The sequence below is a fragment of the Alteromonas sp. MmMcT2-2 genome (assembly GCF_022348305.1).
GTDB classification, from domain to species: domain Bacteria; phylum Pseudomonadota; class Gammaproteobacteria; order Enterobacterales; family Alteromonadaceae; genus Alteromonas; species Alteromonas macleodii.
Map to the genome: position 1 here is coordinate 23,229 of NZ_JAKRFA010000025.1, position 20,581 is coordinate 43,809.

The 20,581-nt window shown below is 44.9% G+C and carries 15 protein-coding genes; 12 read left to right on the forward strand and 3 right to left on the reverse strand.

What is annotated here, in order from left to right; all coding sequences use genetic code 11:
• Nucleotides 1-122 precede the first annotated feature (122 nt).
• Nucleotides 123-299, forward strand: a complete 177-nt coding sequence (locus tag MHM99_RS14340; RefSeq protein WP_239219932.1) for a hypothetical protein — start codon at nucleotides 123-125, stop codon at nucleotides 297-299.
• A gap of 246 nt (nucleotides 300-545) precedes the next feature.
• On the opposite strand, the gene cdd is transcribed toward MHM99_RS14340, so the two are convergent.
• Entirely contained in the window at nucleotides 546-953 is a 408-nt protein-coding gene (cdd, locus tag MHM99_RS14345; RefSeq protein ID WP_039220705.1) for a cytidine deaminase, read from the reverse strand.
• A 135-nt stretch (nucleotides 954-1,088) separates the two neighbouring features.
• Here cdd and nlpI point away from each other — a divergent pair, with 135 nt between their 5' ends.
• Together nlpI and MHM99_RS14355 are read left to right on the forward strand one after the other, a co-directional pair.
• Entirely contained in the window at nucleotides 1,089-1,991 is a 903-nt protein-coding gene (gene nlpI, locus MHM99_RS14350; RefSeq protein ID WP_014949420.1) for a lipoprotein NlpI, read from the forward strand.
• A gap of 12 nt (nucleotides 1,992-2,003) precedes the next feature.
• Nucleotides 2,004-3,680, forward strand: a complete 1,677-nt coding sequence (locus tag MHM99_RS14355; protein WP_239219934.1) for a sel1 repeat family protein — start codon at nucleotides 2,004-2,006, stop codon at nucleotides 3,678-3,680.
• Between the two features lie 35 nt (nucleotides 3,681-3,715).
• On the opposite strand, the gene cysZ is transcribed toward MHM99_RS14355, so the two are convergent.
• On the reverse strand, nucleotides 3,716-4,453 hold the full coding sequence (cysZ, locus tag MHM99_RS14360; protein ID WP_239219936.1) for a sulfate transporter CysZ: 738 nt from the start codon (nucleotides 4,451-4,453) through the stop codon (nucleotides 3,716-3,718).
• A gap of 262 nt (nucleotides 4,454-4,715) precedes the next feature.
• Here cysZ and smc point away from each other — a divergent pair, with 262 nt between their 5' ends.
• The 3 genes from smc (at nucleotide 4,716) to ligA (ending at nucleotide 12,181) form a co-directional block, all read left to right on the forward strand.
• On the forward strand, nucleotides 4,716-8,255 hold the full coding sequence (smc, locus tag MHM99_RS14365) for a chromosome segregation protein SMC (protein WP_239219938.1): 3,540 nt from the start codon (nucleotides 4,716-4,718) through the stop codon (nucleotides 8,253-8,255).
• Between the two features lie 20 nt (nucleotides 8,256-8,275).
• Nucleotides 8,276-9,853, forward strand: a complete 1,578-nt coding sequence (zipA, locus tag MHM99_RS14370) for a cell division protein ZipA (RefSeq protein ID WP_239219940.1) — start codon at nucleotides 8,276-8,278, stop codon at nucleotides 9,851-9,853.
• 291 nt (nucleotides 9,854-10,144) lie between these two features.
• Nucleotides 10,145-12,181: an NAD-dependent DNA ligase LigA gene (ligA, locus tag MHM99_RS14375; RefSeq protein WP_239219942.1), complete on the forward strand. Its 2,037-nt coding sequence runs from the start codon at nucleotides 10,145-10,147 to the stop codon at nucleotides 12,179-12,181.
• 224 nt (nucleotides 12,182-12,405) lie between these two features.
• On the opposite strand, the gene MHM99_RS14380 is transcribed toward ligA, so the two are convergent.
• Complete coding sequence (locus tag MHM99_RS14380) at nucleotides 12,406-12,933, reverse strand: DUF2062 domain-containing protein (protein ID WP_014949426.1); 528 nt, start codon at nucleotides 12,931-12,933, stop codon at nucleotides 12,406-12,408.
• 210 nt (nucleotides 12,934-13,143) lie between these two features.
• Between MHM99_RS14380 and MHM99_RS14385 the strand changes: the two genes are divergently transcribed.
• The 6 genes from MHM99_RS14385 (at nucleotide 13,144) to MHM99_RS14410 (ending at nucleotide 20,505) form a co-directional block, all read left to right on the forward strand.
• Complete coding sequence (locus MHM99_RS14385) at nucleotides 13,144-15,738, forward strand: DNA internalization-related competence protein ComEC/Rec2 (protein WP_239219944.1); 2,595 nt, start codon at nucleotides 13,144-13,146, stop codon at nucleotides 15,736-15,738.
• A gap of 207 nt (nucleotides 15,739-15,945) precedes the next feature.
• The gene (msbA, locus tag MHM99_RS14390) at nucleotides 15,946-17,694 is read left to right on the forward strand and encodes a lipid A export permease/ATP-binding protein MsbA (RefSeq protein ID WP_239219946.1); all 1,749 of its coding nucleotides are present in this window, start codon (nucleotides 15,946-15,948) and stop codon (nucleotides 17,692-17,694) included.
• Nucleotides 17,691-18,722 carry a tetraacyldisaccharide 4'-kinase gene (gene lpxK / locus MHM99_RS14395; RefSeq protein WP_239219948.1) on the forward strand — a complete coding sequence of 344 codons (1,032 nt, stop codon included), beginning with the start codon at nucleotides 17,691-17,693 and terminating at the stop codon, nucleotides 18,720-18,722. Before msbA ends, lpxK begins: the two co-directional genes overlap by 4 nt.
• 5 nt (nucleotides 18,723-18,727) lie before the next feature.
• Nucleotides 18,728-18,922, forward strand: coding sequence for a Trm112 family protein (locus tag MHM99_RS14400; protein WP_014949430.1), 195 nt, complete (start codon nucleotides 18,728-18,730; stop codon nucleotides 18,920-18,922).
• Between the two features lie 42 nt (nucleotides 18,923-18,964).
• Entirely contained in the window at nucleotides 18,965-19,714 is a 750-nt protein-coding gene (gene kdsB / locus MHM99_RS14405; protein ID WP_014976528.1) for a 3-deoxy-manno-octulosonate cytidylyltransferase, read from the forward strand.
• 131 nt (nucleotides 19,715-19,845) lie between these two features.
• Complete coding sequence (locus MHM99_RS14410; RefSeq protein ID WP_239219950.1) at nucleotides 19,846-20,505, forward strand: SDR family oxidoreductase; 660 nt, start codon at nucleotides 19,846-19,848, stop codon at nucleotides 20,503-20,505.
• Nucleotides 20,506-20,581 lie beyond the last annotated feature (76 nt).

Here is a 20,581-nt window from a genome sequence, read left to right on the forward strand (position 1 = left end):
GCTATTGGTGTTGAAGTTTCTGAATAACTAAGCTGGTGGTGCAGTTACAGTGGTGATCTAATTAACCTACCCAAACAAATAAATGTTAAAGTTATTTCACGAAATTGTGATTAGGGAATGATATGGACTTTCTTTTTAATGTTTTGATTTGGGTAGGCGTTGTTATTTTTGCCATATTTTTTATTGGATTTATGGCCGCTGCTAAGCTGAATAAACGCCAAGAAGAAAACCGCGCCAATCAGATGTCTGCAGAGCCTACTCGTGAAGGCGAAAAGCCGAGTAACCAAAATAAAAGTTAACCTTTCGTTCATTGTAAAACGTCAACGTTAAATAAAAACGTTCACATTTATTCACCCCTTTATATCAGTTCCCCCGGTTAGTGAAAAAAGGGGGAACATTATGCAAACAACAATTTTACCAAACGCCAACCCAAAGCACTTAACACACCAAAGTGTACTACCGTTTGAAAAAGCGCCTTTCGTAAACGAGGTAAAGGCGGTGAAACTTGCTCGAGCCTCGATTACGAACAGTATTTTAGGAATGACTTATTTGTCTAAATCGTGTGCTCTAAAGGCATTTGGAAGTAACTCACCAATGGTGGTTTCGAATGTCTCGCCGTTTTGACTTACCATGGTAACGGGAGTTTCATCTGGGGCAAATTCAGCAATTTTCTGTCTGCATCCACCGCACGGAAAGCAAAACTCGTCGTTCGGGCTCGCAATAACGATATGCGAAATACGTTTTTGTCCCTGTGTGACCATATTGCCAATAGCTGTGGCTTCAGCGCATTGTCCTAATGGAAAAGCAGCACTTTCTACATTACAACCAGAGAAGGTTTCGCCACTTGGAGTAAGCACCGCAGCACCAACTTTAAAGTTGGAATAAGGTGAGTGTGAGTTTTTCTGTGCGTCAAAAGCAAGTTGTGATAGTTGTTCTAAATTATTTTTCTTCATAGCTACCTGTGTTAACCACCCAATACGCTTTACTTTTATCATCAAATGCGAGAAGGTTGGCGGCATTAGCGCCGCAATAAGCGTATACTTAATACTCAGGCGGTTTTTTCTTTTTTTATAGAATGCTTTTTTACCATGTGCAGAAACGTTAGTCTCATCTTTTTTTCTCTATTCGCTGCTATTTTAACCGGTTGTGCGCAAACACCACCTGTTTCAGAAAGACCACAAATGGGAAACCTGCTTTTAGCCGAACCTGCGCCCATTAATCCTCGTTCCGAAATGGCTATTGCTCGTTACAATCAGGTGCTTACCAGCCCTGCGTTATCAGATGAAGACAAAGCTGAACTGCACTTTCAACGAGGCATGTTGTACGACAGCGTGGGCTTATCGGGCTTAGCGCAGTTTGATTACACCCAAGCCATTAATTTAAAGCCAGATTTGGCTGAAGCCTATAATTCTATGGGTATTCACTATATTCAGCAGAACGACTTTATTCAGGCTTACGACGCATTCGACTCTACGCTGGAAATCAACCCAGAGTATGATTTCGCGTTCCTAAATCGCGGTATTGCGCTTTATTACGGTGGCCGCGCCGAACTCGCGACCAACGATCTTAACCGCTTTTTTGAAAAAGATGACAGCGATCCATTTCGCGCTCTGTGGGCCTATTTTGCGCATCACGACGTGTCAGAGCTTGAAGGACAAAAATACTTAGCTTCTATTCGACCAACGCTGGACAACCAGCATTGGGCTACTACGCTGGTGGATTTGTTTTTAGGTACTGTCGATGAGAACGATGTACTTAACTCATTGTTAGACGGTGTGAAAAGCCAAAAAGCGTTAACAGACAGGTTGTGTGAAGCGTATTTTTACTTAGGTAAATTTCATACCCAGCGCGGCAACAGCGGTATTGCATCAAATTACTTCAAGCTTGCATTAAGCACCAACGTTTTCGATTACGTTGAACACCGCTACGCACGAATGGAACTTAACCGTTTGCGTGAACTAGCTAGCAGCGATTTGGTTAGCGAAGAGTAAACAGCAAGCGTTATGCGAGGCTTATTTTTAGCAGTGTTCGCACTGCTCATAGTTGCGGGCGATAGCGGACGCTATGTCCCGCAACTAATTGCTAATGCAAGCAAGGTGCTTGCGCCGGCAAGCCTAGTGTCAGATAGCGACCCAACTGAAGAGGCGAGCTCTGCTTCAGTAAATGCTGCCGACGGCATGGCACAGGTTAGCGGACAGGACAGCACAGAATCTTCTCCCGACGCTCAAACTTCGGCTAATACCGAACGTTTCAATTATTCTAACTATCACCTTAAGCATGATGCACTAGCGCTACTTTGGTTAGCTGCAAAGCAGGGCAGTGAAAATGCACAGGCACGCTTGCTCGGTGAATTTGAGCGTGCGTATAACGCAGGCTTCATTGCTACTGACTATATCGATGAAGCCACTGCAACCTATTTTCTAGAAAAACTTGTTAATCTTGAAAACGCAGACGCTGCATGGCTGCTGTACCAAATATTAGGTGAAGAAGGTGCGTCACAGCGCTTTATGCGCTTAGCGGCGCTCGGCGAGGTCGCAGAAGCACAGCTTGCGTTTGCAATGTCTACCGATTCGCCAGAAAAACGTGAGAAGTGGCTGGTACGCGCGGCTTCACAAAACTACGTACCCGCACAGGCCGCATTGGCCGATTGGTATCTTCTACACGGGCAACAACAACTAGCGAAACCACTGCTCGCAGCAACAGCAACTTTAGACATGCAAAGTGCATTTAAGTATGCTCGCCTTCTGTGGGACGAAGAGGAATTTTCTGAGGCCAAGCAGCATTTTAGCTTTGCAGCGAAGAAAGGGCATCTTCAAGCGGAAAAAGCCTTAGAGGCCATCAATCTCTACACGCCGTATTCTATACAGCAAGCACTAAAGCAGTCTCCTTCATTTAACTGGGAGAATGAAGGGAAATGCCTTCAGCGTATTCAGCCTTTTGCTACCAGTTTAGCTACTATCATGCGTGCTCACAGTCTTTATAACTCATTCAATGACGACCAGCGTCTGCAGAACCTTTCTATTTGCCTGGCCCCGCCTATTTGGCTTAAACCCGATGTACTAAGCTGCGATCCGGATTATAAGAACGCTGGGATCTTAGGCTGTAGAATTACTCCTTTGGCAAGCATTGCGAAAAAGCAGAAATTTAGTCATGCAGTAGTAGTGGCAGAGCAGGGTAAGGCAAATGTTCAAAACGGCGTAATGTACTTAGACATCAGTGACGCTTATTCAGTGTTTGTTCATGAGCTAGCGCACTTCGCAGGCTTCGCTGACGAATATCTTATTGGCAAGGGCATGGCGAATAGGCTGTGCGATGAAGATGGAATAAGCGATTTTGAACCACCAAACCTAATCGTAGACTCTGAGTATTGGTACGCACCTCACGAAACGGTTGAAAATTGGCTAGAGATAGATCCTGCAACCATTATTGCACGCGCCAAAACGTGCACCGTATTGGGGAAAAACAGCTATAAGCCCAGTCGCAGAATTACCTTTATGGAACATCACGATAGCGGCGTGATCCCGCCTTTATATTTGGTACTGTGGCAGCAGCAGCTGGAAAAACAAAATGCCCAGCGACCTATTTCAATGAATTTTTTCCAGGCGTTCCACAATAGCGGCAACCAAAAAGAAGCCGCACACTGGTTAGCTGAATACGAAGCGTTTACTGGTGGCAAATAACCGCAGCTCTCATTACTAAAACAATGCACTCGCCACTATTTGGCGAGTGTATCTTTAAGCTCTCTTACCCACATAGACGTTGCACCACAAATTGCTACGGGCATAACGATAAAGTTAACCACGGGAATAAGTGAGAATATATTCACCATCATTCCGAACGTCATCGCTTTCCCTTTGTGTTCGCCAAGGTGCAGGCGCATGCGCGTAAAATCTATTTTGTGGTTGTCGTATGGATAATCGCAGTACTGAATTGCCATCATCCAGGCGTTAAATAAGAACCACAAGACTTGCCCAATAATGGGCAGGAAAAAGAACAATAACAAAAAACCAATAGCGCGAGGTACATACCAGATAAGCTTGGTGAGTTCGCGGCCTACTGTTCGAGGAATGTCTTTAACTAAAGACATCACGCCCTCGTCACCTAAATCTTGACCCGTTAAGTGACGCTCAACCTTTTCAGATAGAACGCCATTAAACGGCGCTGCAATCCAGTTTGCGAGTGTGCCAAAGATCACTGCGAAAATGAGCAATACGCTGATGACTGCTAGGGGCCACAAGAAAAAGCTGATCGCTGTTTTTATCCAGCCTAACCATTCAGGTACAAGATCAATCACATAAGCGATACCCATTTCTATTTGGCCAAATAAGAAGTAAAAAGCCACAGAAAAAAGCACTAAGTTTATTGTTAGGGGTACAAAAACAAAACGCTTTAATCCTTTGGTTTTTATGAGCGAAAAGCCTTCAAAGAAATAATGTACACCGCCTGAACTCATTCGTACTCCTTCGCGTTTGAAACGCTGTGTTTGTTAACTATCTGCTCTATCATACGCGCTTGGCGTATTCTCTGCCTAACTCAGTGAAATGGTAATTGTTACAAGCTGTTAGATTTGGTAGAGTCGGAGCATAATAACAAAAGAATCTTCCGTGTGATTGTATCATTTCTACATCAACTGCTATTTCAGCCGATGGTTAGCTGGTTTCTGGCTAATATCAAGGCGATACCGCGTGCAGCTTTGTGTTTAAGAGGGATGATGTGTGAGGCTTAAAAAGATTAAGCTTGCGGGTTTCAAGTCCTTTGTTGAGCCAACTACCATTCCATTCCCCGGCGAAATGACCGCCATCGTAGGCCCTAACGGCTGCGGCAAGTCGAATGTCATTGATGCTGTACGTTGGGTTTTAGGTGAAAGTTCTGCCAAAAACTTACGCGGCGATGCAATGACCGACGTGATTTTTAATGGCTCTTCGTCTCGTAAGCCAGTGGGGCAATGTAGCGTTGAACTTGTTTTCGACAACAGTGCAGGGCGGATAGCAGGTGAATTTGCCAACTACAATGAGCTATCTGTTAAACGCTTAGTTACACGGGACGCCACCTCTACCTATTTTCTAAACGGCACTAAATGTCGCCGGCGTGATGTCACCGATCTGTTTTTAGGAACAGGGCTAGGCCCCCGGTCTTACGCCATCATTGAGCAAGGTATGATCTCTCGGCTTATTGAATCTAAGCCACAGGATTTGCGTGTATTCATAGAAGAAGCCGCGGGTATCTCAAAGTACAAAGAGCGCCGCAGAGAGACAGAGAACCGTATAAGGCACACGCAAGATAACCTTGAACGCTTGAATGATGTGCGCGACGAATTAGGCAAGCAGCTCGAAAAATTACAGCGTCAGGCTGCTGCGGCTACTCGATACAAAACGCTACGTGCACAAGCCAGAGAGCTGAAAGGCCAGTTAGCAGCCCTTCGTTTTCTGAAAAATAGTGAACATATTGAAGCGCTGCAAAAACAGCAGCAATCACTCCAGTTAGAAGTGGATGACTTAGTGGCCCGGCTACAGGGCGACGAAGCTGGGCTTGAGTCGTACAAAACTAAGCAGCTGGAAACAAAACAAACGATAGATGATCTTCAGCAGCAGCTGTTTACTACCAGTAACGCAATAACGCGACTAGAGCAAAATGCGCTGCACGCAAAACAACGCAAAGGTCAGGTAGAGCAAGAGTTAGCACGAATTAGCGAGCAACACGAATTGCTTAACCACTCTATTGATGAGGCACAGGAAGCGCTTGCGGTATCAAACGAGGCGCTTGAAAACATTGAGCCTGAATTTGCCCTTAAGGAAGCAGAGTTAGAGCATGCCAAAGAGCGTTTTGAAGACGCTGAACAAGCGCTAAGAGAATTTAACGCACAAGCGCGAGCGCAAGAACAAACCTACAATCAACTTCGTCAGAATGTTCAGCAATACCATAGCCAAATTCAGTCAACGATGAGCATGCAGTTACGCACTTCTCTGCGTATCAGCGAACTACAAGACGAGCTAAAACAGCTAGACGAAGAAGATTTTGTCAGTCGGATAACGCTTTTAGAAGAACAGTGTAGCGAACTCGATTTTGACATTGATGAAGCTAAACAATTACTTCAAGAGTCCAATAAAAAGGTGTCGCAGCAACAAGACGAAGTCAACGCAATAGAAGCGAAGCGCCGTGATACCCAGGGCCAGTTACAAACTGCACTGTCCACAAAAGCTGCGCTAGAAGCGCTTCAACAAGATGCCTCAAATAATGAAGACGTAATGTTAGACGGGATAGAAAAGCTGTGGCAGCAGTTTAGCTCTAACCAAACTCTTGCACCTTGTGTAGAATCGATTTTACAACACGCAAAAGACCCCGTTGTTGCCAAAAGCCATGACATACAGGCACTGCTGCAAAACCAAGATAATTTGCCAAGCGGCATTAAAGTGTTTACCGATAAGGCGTTTGTAAGCACTGCCAGATCGGGTTCACTTGCACACGCTTTATTAACTGAATCTAGCACAAATGAATCGTCAACACAGCGTGTTCCCGCATTTTTTGATGACATTTACCTTTGTAGCAACGATGACGAACTTGCGACAACGATTGAAAGGGCTTTTGTAAGCGTTCTTGATAAAGAAGATGAACCTGAAGGCCTAGCCAAGGGGTTTACTAGCGCAATCTCGCCTTCAGGGTTGTGGGCAAGCTCGCAGTGGGTAGTGAAACCTGGCGAAGCAAGCGACGGTGCTTTGCAACGGGCGAACAAAATTAAGGGACTGGTAGAAAGCATTGAAGAAACTGAAAGCCTTATAGATGAGATTGAGCATTCACTAGAGCGCGCCAAACAGGCACTTGAACAGAGCGAAGCGCAAAAGCAGGCTATTCAGAGCGCCTTGGGTGAAAAAGAAAACCAGCGCGCACAGATTAAAAATAAACTTTCTTTGCTTGAAATGCAGCAAGAGCAGCAGTCTACACGCACTGCCAAACTTAATGACGAGTTAGCAAAGCAAGAGTTAATGTTAGCGAAAGAAGAAGAGCAGTTAGCTCAGCTTTCGGAAAAATTAGAGCTTCAAGAGGCACAAATTCTTGAACACGAAGTACACATTGACGATGTGAACGCTAAGCGTGATGCAAATGAGCGAACTACGCCAGAGTTGCGCGCGTTAGTTGATACATTAACGTCGCAAAATCATGAGCTTGCACTTAAGAAGCAGCAACTAGAGAACCACCAGAATTTATATAGCCAACAGGTTACACGTAACCTTCAGCAGCGTGAAGAGTACATAAAAAACAAAGAAAGATTACAAAAAGAACTTACACAGCTGACGTCTCCTGAAGAAATTCAAGAAGCAGAGCTTCAGTCGCTGTTGGAAAACAAAGCGGAATTAGAACAACTGAAAAGTGCTAAGCAAAGTAGTCTTGAAGATATAGAGCAGTGGTTGCGAGAAGCCGAAAAAGGGCATCAAGCTCTGGGTAAAGACATTCAAACGCGACAGACAAACATCGATAAACTTAATATCGATATTGAAGGCTACCGGGTACGTGCGAATACGATTTTAGAACAGCTTGATGAAACGCAGCAGTCGCTGAAGAGCATTCTAGAAACCTTACCTGAAGATGCCGAAGAGAAGCGCTGGCAAGAAGACCTTGAAAAAACGCAGGCTAATTTGCAGCGCTTAGGTGCAGTGAACTTAGCCGCAGTTGAAGAGTATGAAACCCAGTCGGAAAGAAAGTCACATTTAGATACACAGCACAACGACCTTACTGAAGCCTTGGAAACGCTACAGTCGGCCATTCGTAAAATTGATAAAGAAACCCGCACGCGCTTTTCTACCACCTTTGAACAGGTTAACGAAGACCTTAAAACGTTATTTCCCAAAGTGTTTGGGGGCGGTTCGGCGTATCTTGCGCTTACCGATGACGATTTGTTAGAAACTGGGGTGACGATAATGGCTCGCCCCCCTGGTAAGAAAAATAGTACGATTCACCTCTTAAGCGGTGGAGAAAAAGCACTAACCGCTTTATCATTGGTGTTTGCTATTTTCAGATTAAATCCGGCTCCATTTTGTTTGCTGGATGAAGTAGATGCACCATTGGATGATGCAAATGTAGGGCGCTTTTGTAACTTAGTGTCAGAAATGTCACAAACAGTGCAGTTTATTTATATCACCCACAATAAAATAGCGATGGAAATGGCCAGTCACCTCACCGGTGTTACCATGGCGGAACCGGGAGTTTCGCGCATGGTGGCGGTAGATGTGGACGAGGCTGTAGCCTTCGCAGAAGCATAACAAAGGGCGAAAGAAATTAAATGGAAGATCAATTACGTCTATTTTTACTCCTTGGAGGCACGGTTTTTATCATCGCAGTGCTTGCCCATGGTATTTGGAAAATTCGTAAAAACAGTAAGCCTTCGGAAAAAGAGCGCTTAGAGCCCCGTCAGTGGCAAGATGATGACAACGATTTCGAGTCAGATGAGCAAGAAGGCTTTGACGAGCTTGGCATTGGCGCGGTGCGCGTGGTTAGCAAATCACAAAACCAAGAGCATGAGGCTGCAAGCAACGTATCGACGAATACGGCAAACAGCCCTGCGCATCACGATATCAATGAAAAACATGCTTACAGCAGCGAAGAAACTGATGACGACGATAGCTTGTCTCAACATGCCACCTCAAAAGAGCACGGTGATGGAAAAGAGGGCGCACACGGTGAGCATGCGGGTAAACGCCCAAGCAGCGTTGGTAATTCCGCTATGCCGTCTGACGGGAATGAAGAAGCTGAGAAAGCACCAAAGCTCTATGGCTCTGTGGTTACGAATCCGAAGCCACACATGAAAGGCCAAGCCCGACCCGATGGCGCATCAACCAAAGGTGCTAACAGAGGCGACCAAAACCTTGCCGCGTTCCCTGAACCTCCAGGCTTCTTACTTCGTGAAGGCGAAGAGCAAGAGGAAACGTCTTTAGCGTCGCATGCTCAGCGTGAAGAAAGCGAACAGCCAAATGCTCCAAGTATTCAAGAGAGAGCGGATAACGCGCAATCGCATGACCCAATTCAGAGTCAGGCGGGCGGTCATCAAGAAAGAGGGCGTGCAGAGCCAGTTCGTCCTGCACAGAAGTTTTATATCGACCCAACGCTGGAGGAAGAGCCTGAAACAGTGCAGCCGCCGGCTAAAAACGAAAGAGAAGTTGCTGATTTTAGTTTAGATGCACCCGAAGAGTCTGTTTCATCCAGCGATGTTCATGAAGAAAATGAACAGCCGCGACGTTTTGCACGTAACAAACGAAGCAAAACGCCAGTGAGAAGACGTGAAGAGCCGAATTTTGGTGACGATCAAATGCGTATTGATTTTGACACCAGCGAAGCAGCTAGCGCTGATTTCGGCGATGAAAGCTTTAGTGCTAATGAGTCAGGCAATGATGGTGCTGGAAGTACACCAAAGACCGCTAAGTCGTCGATTGAACCCGAGGTTTTAGTATTAAATGTAAGAACGCCAGAAGGCGAGCCCATTTCAGGCGCTGCACTATTACCTATGTTATTAACATTAGGGTTTAAATTTGGCGATCAAGACATCTTCCACCGCCACGTAAACTCAAATGGCAAAGGGCCAGTGTTGTTTAGCCTTGCCAACATGTTTAAGCCTGGGGTTTTCGATATTGATAACCTAGAGAACTTTGAAACCCAAGGTATTTCACTGTTTATGATATTGCCTATTGAGGGTGACCCTCATCAAGTGTTTAACATGATGCACAATGCAGCCCGCAAATTGGCAGATGAGTTCGGCGCACAAGTACTTGATGGACGCCGAAGCGTATTAACGAAGCAGGGCTTACAGCAATACGTCGAGAAAATTCGTGAGTTCGAGCGCAAGCGTATGATTGCGCGCAGCTAGCGTTAATTTATCACTTGCGCCTCAATCTTGTGGATTATTCATGTAGGTGCAAAAACAAAAAAGGACTTGGCTCATACCCAGGTCCTTTTCTGTTGATTAGGGTCTATTGATCTTTGATGTATAACAAGGGCTAGCAAGCCATAGCATTGTAGCGTGGCTGTACGTTTCACAACCTGACTGAAATAGATCAGGTTTTTACAGCCCATTTGGAACATACAGCGGCTTGGGCGAATAGGCCTTGGCAACGAATTGTAATACTTTTAACTATTTAAACGGCGTGACAACAACTCCATGTCAGATTCTTTAGAACAAGCAATGCAACAAATAGCAACACTTCGCAACACACTTAATGAGTACAACTATCAGTACTATGTGATGGATGACCCTTCGGTTCCTGATGCAGTATATGATAGAGATATGCAGGCGCTTATTGCGCTAGAAAAACAATATCCTACGCTTCAAAGCCCGAATTCTCCCAGTCAAAAAGTAGGGGGCGCAGCGTTATCGGCCTTTGAACAAGTTACCCATGATGTTCCTATGCTGTCGCTGGATAACGCCTTTGATGAAGAATCACTGCTTGCCTTCGAAAAACGTTTAAAAGACAGACTAAAAGATTCGGCAACGTTAGATTTTAGCTGCGAACCCAAGCTAGATGGTTTAGCGGTAAGTATTCTGTATGAAAATGGCGAATTAGTGCGTGCTGCCACCCGTGGTGACGGTCAGGTAGGCGAGAATATCACGGCTAACGTGCGTACCATTTCTAATGTGCCGTTAACGCTTCGTGGTGAGCATTATCCTGAGCGCGTAGAAGTGCGCGGTGAAGTGTTTATGCCTCGTGAGGGCTTTGCAAAACTCAACGAACACCAAAAAGAAACGGGGGGTAAGGTTTTTGCCAACCCTCGTAATGCTGCTGCTGGCAGTTTACGACAGCTAGACTCTAAAATTACGGCCAAGCGCCCGCTGATGTTTTATGCTTATTCGCTAGGCGTAGTGCAACCTGAAAGTTTTGAATTACCCACAACACACAGCGAGCGCCTTAAGCAATTGGGTAATTGGGGGCTGCCGCTGTGCCCTGATATCGACACCGCCGAGGGCGGTGAGGGCTGCTTGGCTTACTACAACCACATTTTAGAAAAGCGCGACAGTTTGCCGTATGACATTGACGGCGTTGTGTTTAAGGTTAACCGTATTGACCTGCAAAATACCCTTGGATTTGTGGCTCGAGCGCCTCGCTGGGCGATTGCGCAGAAGTTTCCTGCACAAGAAGAAGTGACTAAGTTACTGGACGTTGAGTTTCAGGTAGGAAGGACTGGTGCGATCACGCCGGTTGCTCGTTTAGAGCCCGTGTTTGTGGGTGGAGTAACTGTGTCGAATGCTACACTTCACAACCAAGACGAAATTTCCAGATTAGGCGTTAAAGTTGGCGACATCGTAGTAATTCGCCGTGCGGGTGACGTTATTCCTCAGGTGGTGTCTGTGGTAAAAGCCAATCGCACGGGAAGTGAAACTGACATTACCTTCCCAAGCCAATGCCCGGTTTGTGACTCGCAGGTTGAAAAACTAGAAGATGAAGCGGTTGCTCGTTGCACCGGTGGATTAATTTGTGCCGCACAACGCAAACAGGCGCTTAAGCATTTTGCTTCGCGTAAAGCATTCGATATTGATGGTCTGGGCGACAAGTTAGTCGATCAGTTAGTTGACGCTGATCTTGTGCACAGTCCCGCCGACTTTTTCACGCTTTCGTTAGGCGATGTTGTTGGGCTAGAGCGCATGGCTGAAAAGTCTGCCAGTAAGCTACTGGCATCGCTTGAAGCTTCAAAGCAAACAACGCTTGCCAAGTTTCTTTATGCGTTGGGGATCCGTGAGGTTGGCGAGGCTACTGCGGCAAACTTGGCTGCGCACTTCGAAACTTTGGAGGCGATTCGCGAAGCGTCACTTGAAGCCTTGGTTGAAGTCCAAGACGTAGGTGAAGTGGTGGCTACCCACATTTTCAATTTCTTTAACGAGTCACACAATACCGATGTTATTGATGCGCTGTTAAAAGAAGGAATTAACTGGCCAGCTATTGAAAAGCCAGATTCGGATAATTTGCCTCTTGAAGGTAAAACCTGCGTTATTACCGGTACGCTTAGTGAAATGGGGCGGTCTGATGCGAAAGCCCGTCTGCAGTTACTTGGTGCTAAAGTGGCAGGTTCTGTAAGTAAGAATACCGACTTCCTAGTTGCAGGAGAAAAAGCGGGTTCCAAATTAACTAAAGCACAAGAGCTAGATGTGGAGGTATGGGACGAAGCTGCGCTTATCGCTTTTTTATCAGAGCATGAAAAGTAGCCTGTCTGGCTTAAATTCAATAAGAGCGCTCGGCGTAATGGTTTTCTTGAATAGATTAACGCCGAACTCATATTGATCGTTACCAATAAAAAACGCCACTTCTATGAAGTGGCGTTTTTTGTAATTCTTGCTCTGTCTTTTACGGCGTATTTTGTACTGAACGTTGTAAGGGGCTTGAGAAAAGGTAAATATTTCTACAAACACTCAAGTGTAGGGCTCTCACGCTAGTGGGCTTCTTGATTCCGCATTTGTCTGCGTCTTTCCCAGGCTTTTTTCACTTGAAAGCGCCAAACCCAGTTTAAAGAGAAATAACCCGCTAGTCCAAACACAACCGAGCAAATTCCACACCCGACTAAAAATGCAGGGCCAATGGTATTAATGCTTTCTACAACCCACTGCCAACTAAACTGAAATTCAAAATGCTCAGGCTTGGTCCCAAGTACAGTAGTACCAACCTTGTAAGCCCCATAGAATATAGGCGGAATAGTAAATGGGTTAGTCACCCAAACAGTTGCAACAGATAAGGGCAGGTTTGCTCGAAATGGAATAGCTAAACCGGCAGAAAGCCACATTTGAAACGGTACCGGCCAAAACGCGAAAAATAAACCTATGCCAAATGCACCAGATGCAGAACGACGGTTTAAGTGCCAAAGATTAGGCTCGTGCAATACGCTACCAAAAATTTTTAAAGCTTTGTTTTGCTTAATGCTTTGGTGATCTGGCAAAAAACGTCGGATAAATTTCTTAGGCATAAATATCAATGCATCTCGAAAATAAAATCAAAAAAGACAGAAAAAATAACAGTAAATGGAATTGCGCAACATGAATTTGCACCACCCACATTCACTCACTGTCCATTGCTACGTGAAAACATGGTCAATCGTATCACAATTTGCTTAAGCTGTTTTTGCGCTAGCGCAATAAGTGCAGTTTCCTGGCAAAAACTTCCAAGTACTCACAGCATGGCATTGATGATTGCCATTTTAATAATATCTGTGACTATTATTATATTCATTTCGACGACAAAACCCGCTGAACATCATGCATTTCCAGAGGTGCTGCTATGTTGGGCAGTGAGCGGGCTGCTGTCTGGAGTACTTTGGATGGCGAGTGTAGGGCATTTTTACTACGCTTGGCAACTGCCCCAAGGGAAAATTCAACAAGATGTCACAATTTCAGGTCGAGTTGTGTCGGGGGGATGTGTCTTCGGCACAGCTAGGGTGCTGGAAGCAACTTATCACTATGTTGTCGCTATTGAGTCTGTCAACCGTGAAAGCACAGCGACATTTCTAGACAACGGCATACTTTCCCCCTTGCCTAAGCGTGTTTTAACCAGCACGTTTAATTTCAAAGCTCGTCTTACTCACCAACGTTATGAATTCCCAAATGATCGAAAAAGCGAAGGCTTAGCCAACAAGAAAATCGCATATGCTCAACAGGGAACTATAGGCGTGCGGCCTCAATCAGTTTCTCCGTCTCAGGAGAAATTAAATTGTTTGCACAACGGCGATACGTTCACCGCACTTGTAAAACTTAAACCTGCATACGGTACGGCTAATCCTGTTGGTGCTAGCCGCCAACAGCAGTTGGTTAGCCAATTTATTCATGCAACTGGCTATATTAAGTCGATAGAGCACGATAAAACAAAGCATAATCACTCAGTGCGTTATGAACTTGCTACAACATTGCAGAAGCTAGACCTTGTTCATGAAAAATGGTGGCGCGCATTGTTGCTAGGGGAGAAAACGGGCTTTACGTTGGGTGATTGGACGCTGTTACAACGCACCGGCACTGGGCACATGTTTAGTATATCAGGCATGCATCTATCACTTATCGCTGGGGTCTGCTTATTGTTTTTTAACCCCGTTATATTTTTACTCACGCATGTTACAGGCCTATTAGGCAGAGCGAAATATTGGTTAGTACGTTCAGCCTCCATCAACTATCCGGCAACAGGTCGAAAGAACAGAGAGCAGCAAACAAGTAAGATGTTTCAAACCAGCGCGCCAATTAGAGCCTCTGTGCTTTGTGTGCTTGTCGCTGCTTGTTTTTGTTACGCGTTGCTTAGTGGAAGCGCATTGCCGGTTGTGCGTGCGCTGATACTGGTAACTATGGGGAGCGTGCTGTCTCTTTCTCGACATGCATGGCGGCCAGTAAATGTTGCGCTCACAATGCTTACTTTGAGCTTGTTGCTGTTTCCTCTCTCTATATTAAGCGCTAGCTTTTACTTGAGCATAGGGGCTGTACTGTGCATTTGGTTTTTAGTTGTTGTTTGGGGGCTACAGCGAGCACCTTGGTATGTGTCTTTGTTTAAACTACAAGTAGCGCTTACCGTAATAATGATGCCGCTAACCCTAATATGGTTTGGTAACGCCAGTTTTATTGCAGTTGTTACCAACTTAATCGCCTTGCCCGTAATAACGTTACTTTTACCTATTTGTTTAATTTCGTTGTTAGTCCTTCATTTTGCTGAGTTGCCTTTCGCACAACAAGTTACGGGTGTGCTTTTGCATTACAGTGATGTGTGTTTAGGGTATTTGTTATCGCTTTTGAAGGTACTTAGTCAGTTTTCAGGGAGCGCTATCAGTTTTTACATAAGTAGTGGTGCGGCACTTTGTCTAATTGTCGCTTTTTTTATTTTTCTTTTGCCAACATGGCGGTACAAAGCTATCTGCGTAGCGCTTCTCTTGCTCCCATCGCTAAGCATTTTTCAAAAGTGGTTACCTATCAATGAATCGATATGGGCGCTGCACGTATTTGATGCGGGCCAGGCCAGTGCTATTGCAGTGACTGCGGGAGGTCGGGCTATGATTATTGATTCTGGCGCTCAGTTTAATGGCAATGCTCATACTGCAACGAAACACCTGTTACCTTTTTTGGAAAGTAGGCATATTTCAAATATAGATGCTGTAGTTCATACGCATAGTGACAACGATCATGCAGGAGGCGCATTAGCCATTGAACAACACGCCTTAGCTAAAAAAGCCACTTTCTATACACCAACATTAGGTTGTGAGCGAGGAAAGCGTATACGCTGGCAGAACTTAACAATCAATTTTCTATGGCCGCCAAATGGCAACAAAGAAGACAACAATGCCATGTCGTGTGTGGTTAAAATAACAAGCGACTCTGGTAGCGTGTTAATTCCTGGTGACATTGAGAAAACAAGTGAGTACGCGTTGATAACCCGTGAAACCATGGACGGTTTTTCAGAGGGGGCTTCAATGGATACTTTAGCGAGTTCTACAAATCTAAGTGCCGACATTCTTATTGCGCCGCATCACGGAAGCAAAACGTCGTCTACTAATGTTTTTATAGAACACGTTGCACCAAAAGCTGTGATTTTTACGCAAGGTTATGAGAATCGATGGCAGTTTCCTGCTTATGTTGTGGCTAAACGTTACGAGCATTTGGGCGTAACGCAATATTTAACAAGCTATCACGGATATATAAGCGCAACCTTCGATAAGGATTCTTTCCATATAGATTCCCAACGTGGAACGTTGAATAAACGCTGGTATTTACCAGGCATTGCACCACGACACCTCAAAGACTAAGTAATATCGCCAAATGCCAAAAATATTAGCTTGTAACGAAACGAAGATGTGCACGAATACCTTTAAATAGGTATGAAGTGGCCACACATTATTCACTTAGTTGGCAGACTAACCAATTTTGCCGCTATATTAGTGAATTAGAGCGAGAACGAGTACAATACTTCCAACGCGTTTTTGTTAACGTTTCAAACAGGTTAAAAAAACTACATGCAACAAGCCGACAACTCGGATTATCAAATTAAACGCTTTTTACAGTACCTTAAAGCGTATAAAGTGCCTTTCGTTTTTGCCATCATTGGTATGATTGGTTATTCCGCGGTAGATACCTTCGTATTTTCCCAGCTTCAGCCAATGATTGATGAATCACTGGGGAAAAACGACCATGACTACCTGCGTCTAGCCGCATATGCGATTGTGCCGCTCTTTTTGTTACGGGGTGTTTTCAACTTTTTAGGTAGTTACACGCTAAGCTGGATTGGTGCTCAGGTGGTAATGCGCATGCGCCAGCAGTTGTTTGAAAAATACATTCATCTTCCAGTGGCATTTCACGATAATCATGCGGTTGGCGGGCTTATCAGTAAAGTCACCTACGACACAGAGCAAGTGGCTAATGCATCTGGTAAGGCGCTGCTAACATTGGTGAGGGAAGGCGCACTGGTCATCGGTTTGCTGTGTGTCATGTTCTATTACTCATGGCAGCTTTCGCTCATATTTCTTTTAATTGGCCCGATTGTGGCAGTGATTGTTTCTATCGTCAGTAAGCGTTTTCGCGTTGTAAGTAAAAACATTCAACAATCAATGGGCAACCTAACATCGTCGGTAGAGCAAGCGGTGAAAGGTCACAAAGTTGTGATCATGTTTGGCGGTCAAGAAATAGAGCAAAAGCGTTTCGAGCAGAAAAACAATCACAACCGTCAACAGTCAATGAAGCTGAATGTCACCTCTATTTTGAGTGTGTCTTCAATACAGGTAATAGCGTCAATTGCCCTTGCAGTCGTTCTGTTTATTGCCAGCACGCCCGGTATGCTTGAAAAGCTTACAGCAGGCGTATTTATTAATGTGGTCTTTTGTATGGTGATGCTGCTTAAACCTCTTAAACAGCTCACTACCATTAATAACCAATTTCAAAAAGGTATGGCAGCCTGCGCCAGTATTTTTGAAATTCTTGATGAAGCAGACGAAGAAGATAAAGGGAAAACCAAAGTAGAGCGCGCAACAGGAAAAATTGAATTTGACGACGTTACATTCTCTTATCCAGGAAAACAGACGCCCGCGTTATCTAATGTGAGCTTTATCGCAAACCCTGGGCAGTCGATTGCTTTGGTAGGGCGCTCGGGAAGTGGTAAATCGACCATCTCATCGCTGCTTACACGCTTTTATGTACCGCAAGAAGGTGAAATTCGCTTAGATGACACAGCGCTCAACGATATTGATCTTAAAGATCTGCGGGCGCAGTTTGCCGTAGTATCGCAAAACGTTACGCTATTTAACGATACCATAGCTAACAATATTGCTTATGGTGCGCGCCAAAATGTATCTCGCAAAGACATCGAGAATGCGGCAAAAATGGCGCATGTTGAAGAGTTCTTATCGAACTTACCTGAAGGACTAGATACGGTAATTGGTGAAAACGGCTTGATGCTTTCTGGTGGTCAACGTCAGCGTATTGCCATTGCGCGGGCGATACTCGCCGAAGCGCCCATACTTATTCTTGACGAAGCGACATCTGCCCTTGATACAGAATCTGAGCGTTTGATCCAAGACGCATTAGAAACGCTGCAAAAACGGTGCACCAGCATTGTTGTGGCGCACCGCTTGTCTACCATCGAAAACGCAGATTGCATTATGGTAGTGGAGCAGGGGCGCATTATTGAAAAAGGTAAACACAACGACTTGCTTGAAAAAGGTGGTCACTACGCGCAACTGCACGCGTTGCAATTTGGTGAGACTAAGTGAGTCAATCACAAAGCAAAACCAAGCACGATAAATGGTATTTCGGCCATCCTTTAGTGTGGCTGCTCTCACCATTTGCGCTGCTGTTCTACTTTATTTCGGCAATTCGCCGGTTACTTTTTAAAATTGGACTCAAAAAGGCCTTTAAGGCTAACGCTCCCGTGATTGTCGTTGGCAACATATCAGTGGGCGGCAACGGAAAAACGCCAGTCGTATTAGCTTTAGCCGATTATTACCAGAAGCAGGGCATAAAGGTCGGTATTTTAAGTCGTGGTTATGGCGCTAAATCATCAGAATACCCGCGATTAGTGAAAGGCGAAGATGATGCGTCTGAAGTGGGTGACGAACCTCGTTTACTGGCCATTAGAAGCCAGTGCGACGTTGTTATCGATCCAGTCCGCGCGCGCGGAGCCGCGTACTTAAGTGACGAATTACACTGCGATTTAATTATTTGTGATGACGGCCTTCAACATTACGCACTTCATCGCGACGTTGAAATTGTGGTGATGGACGATAGAAAAGTAGGCAGTGGTTATTTGCTGCCAATGGGGCCCCTTCGCGAAGGACAATGGCGCCTTGGTACCGTTGATGCGCTAGTACATAATAGCCGTTCAATGCCGACATTTAGCCATGCTGTAGCGCCTCAATATCTAATGACCTTAGTACCAGGGGACTTCACCTCTGTTTCAAACAGAGTTAGAACCAGTCCCCTTGAAGAGATACAAAAAGTGCCGTGCAGCGCAATTGCTGGAATAGGTTCACCTCAGCGATTTTTCTCTCAGCTTAAAGAAATGGGTATCCAGCTTTCTTCGGCTACACCGCTGGCGGATCACCACGCAATCACACGGTCAGACATACCGAATGGCAGAGTGTTAATGACAGAAAAAGACGCCGTTAAAGCTGCACCTTTTGCTCATAACGACTGCTGGTTTTTACCTGTTACCGCGCATTTAGCGCCAGACTTTTTTAATTTAGTAAATGTGAAACTTGCCAAGGCAGGTTTGAAGATCAACCAAGACGGACAGGAATAATAACAATGGCCTTTGATAAAAAGCTTTTAGAAGTTTTGGCTTGCCCAGTGTGTAAGGGAAAATTAGTTCTGAGTGATGATAGCACCCAGTTAGTGTGTCGATTTGATAGATTGGCTTTCGATATTAAAGATGGCATCCCTGTACTTATCGAAAGTAAAGCAACAGCATTGTCGTTAGACGATGTAGACGCAACACGGTAATAAAACGTTAAACTAAGTGGTAAATAAGGGCGAAATAAAGTTATGTCATTTACAGTTGTGATCCCTGCTCGATACGGCTCAAGTCGGTTTCCTGGCAAACCCTTAGCGCTTATTGACGGAAAGCCGATGATTCAACATGTGGTTGAACGTGCTAAAGAAGCTGGAGCAGATAACGTCATTGTTGCCACGGACGATGAACGTATTCAAAACGTCGTGCTTGGTTTTGCTCAAGTATGCATGACGTCTGTCAACCACCAATCTGGAACAGAGCGCATTGCCGAAGTTATCGAAAAAGAAGGCATTGCGAGTTCTACTATTGTGGTTAACGTACAGGGGGATGAGCCATTTATTCCCGCCGAAAACATCAGGCAGGTTGCAGATAATCTTGCCAATGCGCCTCAGTGCCAGATGGCTACGTTATCTACGCCTATTGAACGTGTTGAGGATGTGTTTAACCCCAATATCGTTAAGGTGTTGGTAAATGAAAAGGGTGAGTCTATCTATTTTTCACGTTCTCCTATTCCTTTTGAACGCGATCACATGATGGCAAACCCGCAATCTGCAAATACGTCGCTGTACAAACGCCATATAGGTATTTATGCGTATCGTGCTGAATACGTTAAGCAATATGTTGCCTATGCGCCTAGCTCTCTGGAGCAAATTGAATCCTTAGAACAGCTTCGAGCCATATGGTATGGCGATAAGATTCACTGTGAGGTGGCGATAGCGCCACCGCCAGTTGGAATTGATACCCCGGAAGATCTAGAACGTCTTTTAAAGACTATAAGTTAATAAGAAATGAGTGCTGAAATAGGGCTGACGCTTTGTAGTAAATTAGCAACAAGCCTTATCTAAACAGCCAGTTCTTATAAAAGGTGAGTGAAACCTTTTAAACGCATACACATAGTAACAAGGGAACCGTTATGAACGTAGTTATTACCGGTGGCAACAGAGGCATAGGCCTTGCGCTTACTAAGCAATATAAAGCACGTGGTGCGAAAGTTTATGCTACCTGTCGAAACAGTTGCGACGAGCTAAACAGTGCAGGTGTGACAATCATCAAAGGTGTGGACGTATCCCAACCAGAAATGTTGGCTGAAAAGCTTGCACCTTTAATGGACGTTAACATCGATTTGCTCATTAATAATGCCGGAGTGCTCGGACGCGAGAGTATTGACGATTGGGATCCAAATACCATCGATTATCAATTTAGGGTTAATGCATTAGGTCCATTGTTAGTTACTCAAACACTATTACCCGCAATGGCAAAAGACGGTAAAATTGCCATGATTACCAGTCGCATGGGTTCAATGACAGACAATGGTTCAGGCGGCTACTATGGCTACCGAATGTCCAAAGCCGCACTAAACGCGGCGGGAGTTTCCATGGCGAATGATTTGAAACCCAAGGGGATTGCAGTAGGTATTTTCCATCCTGGATTCGTTCAAACAGAAATGGTGAATGGAGCGGGAGATATTGATGCTGATACCTGTGCTGAGCGTTTGTCACAACGCATAGATGAGCTAAATGTATCTAACGCAGGTCGCTTCATCCATTCAAATGGTGACGATTTGCCTTGGTAGGGAACTTCAAACTCTTGCCGCTTTAAAGCAATAAAAAACCTATCAGCGACGAGCCTATAGGTTTTTTATTTCTTCA

Excerpts from the sequence above, each read along its gene's own strand:
- MHM99_RS14380 (WP_014949426.1), bottom strand. The coding sequence starts at position 12,933 with ATGCCTAAGAAATTTATCCGACGTTTTTTGCCAGATCACCAAAGCATT.
- MHM99_RS14355 (WP_239219934.1), top strand. The coding sequence starts at position 2,004 with ATGCGAGGCTTATTTTTAGCAGTGTTCGCACTGCTCATAGTTGCGGGC.
- MHM99_RS14385 (WP_239219944.1), top strand. The coding sequence starts at position 13,144 with ATGGCATTGATGATTGCCATTTTAATAATATCTGTGACTATTATTATA.
- ligA (WP_239219942.1), top strand. The coding sequence starts at position 10,145 with ATGTCAGATTCTTTAGAACAAGCAATGCAACAAATAGCAACACTTCGC.
- msbA (WP_239219946.1), top strand. The coding sequence starts at position 15,946 with ATGCAACAAGCCGACAACTCGGATTATCAAATTAAACGCTTTTTACAG.
- zipA (WP_239219940.1), top strand. The coding sequence starts at position 8,276 with ATGGAAGATCAATTACGTCTATTTTTACTCCTTGGAGGCACGGTTTTT.
- MHM99_RS14400 (WP_014949430.1), top strand. The coding sequence starts at position 18,728 with ATGGCCTTTGATAAAAAGCTTTTAGAAGTTTTGGCTTGCCCAGTGTGT.
- cdd (WP_039220705.1), bottom strand. The coding sequence starts at position 953 with ATGAAGAAAAATAATTTAGAACAACTATCACAACTTGCTTTTGACGCA.
- MHM99_RS14410 (WP_239219950.1), top strand. The coding sequence starts at position 19,846 with ATGAACGTAGTTATTACCGGTGGCAACAGAGGCATAGGCCTTGCGCTT.
- kdsB (WP_014976528.1), top strand. The coding sequence starts at position 18,965 with ATGTCATTTACAGTTGTGATCCCTGCTCGATACGGCTCAAGTCGGTTT.
- cysZ (WP_239219936.1), bottom strand. The coding sequence starts at position 4,453 with ATGAGTTCAGGCGGTGTACATTATTTCTTTGAAGGCTTTTCGCTCATA.
- nlpI (WP_014949420.1), top strand. The coding sequence starts at position 1,089 with ATGTGCAGAAACGTTAGTCTCATCTTTTTTTCTCTATTCGCTGCTATT.
- MHM99_RS14340 (WP_239219932.1), top strand. The coding sequence starts at position 123 with ATGGACTTTCTTTTTAATGTTTTGATTTGGGTAGGCGTTGTTATTTTT.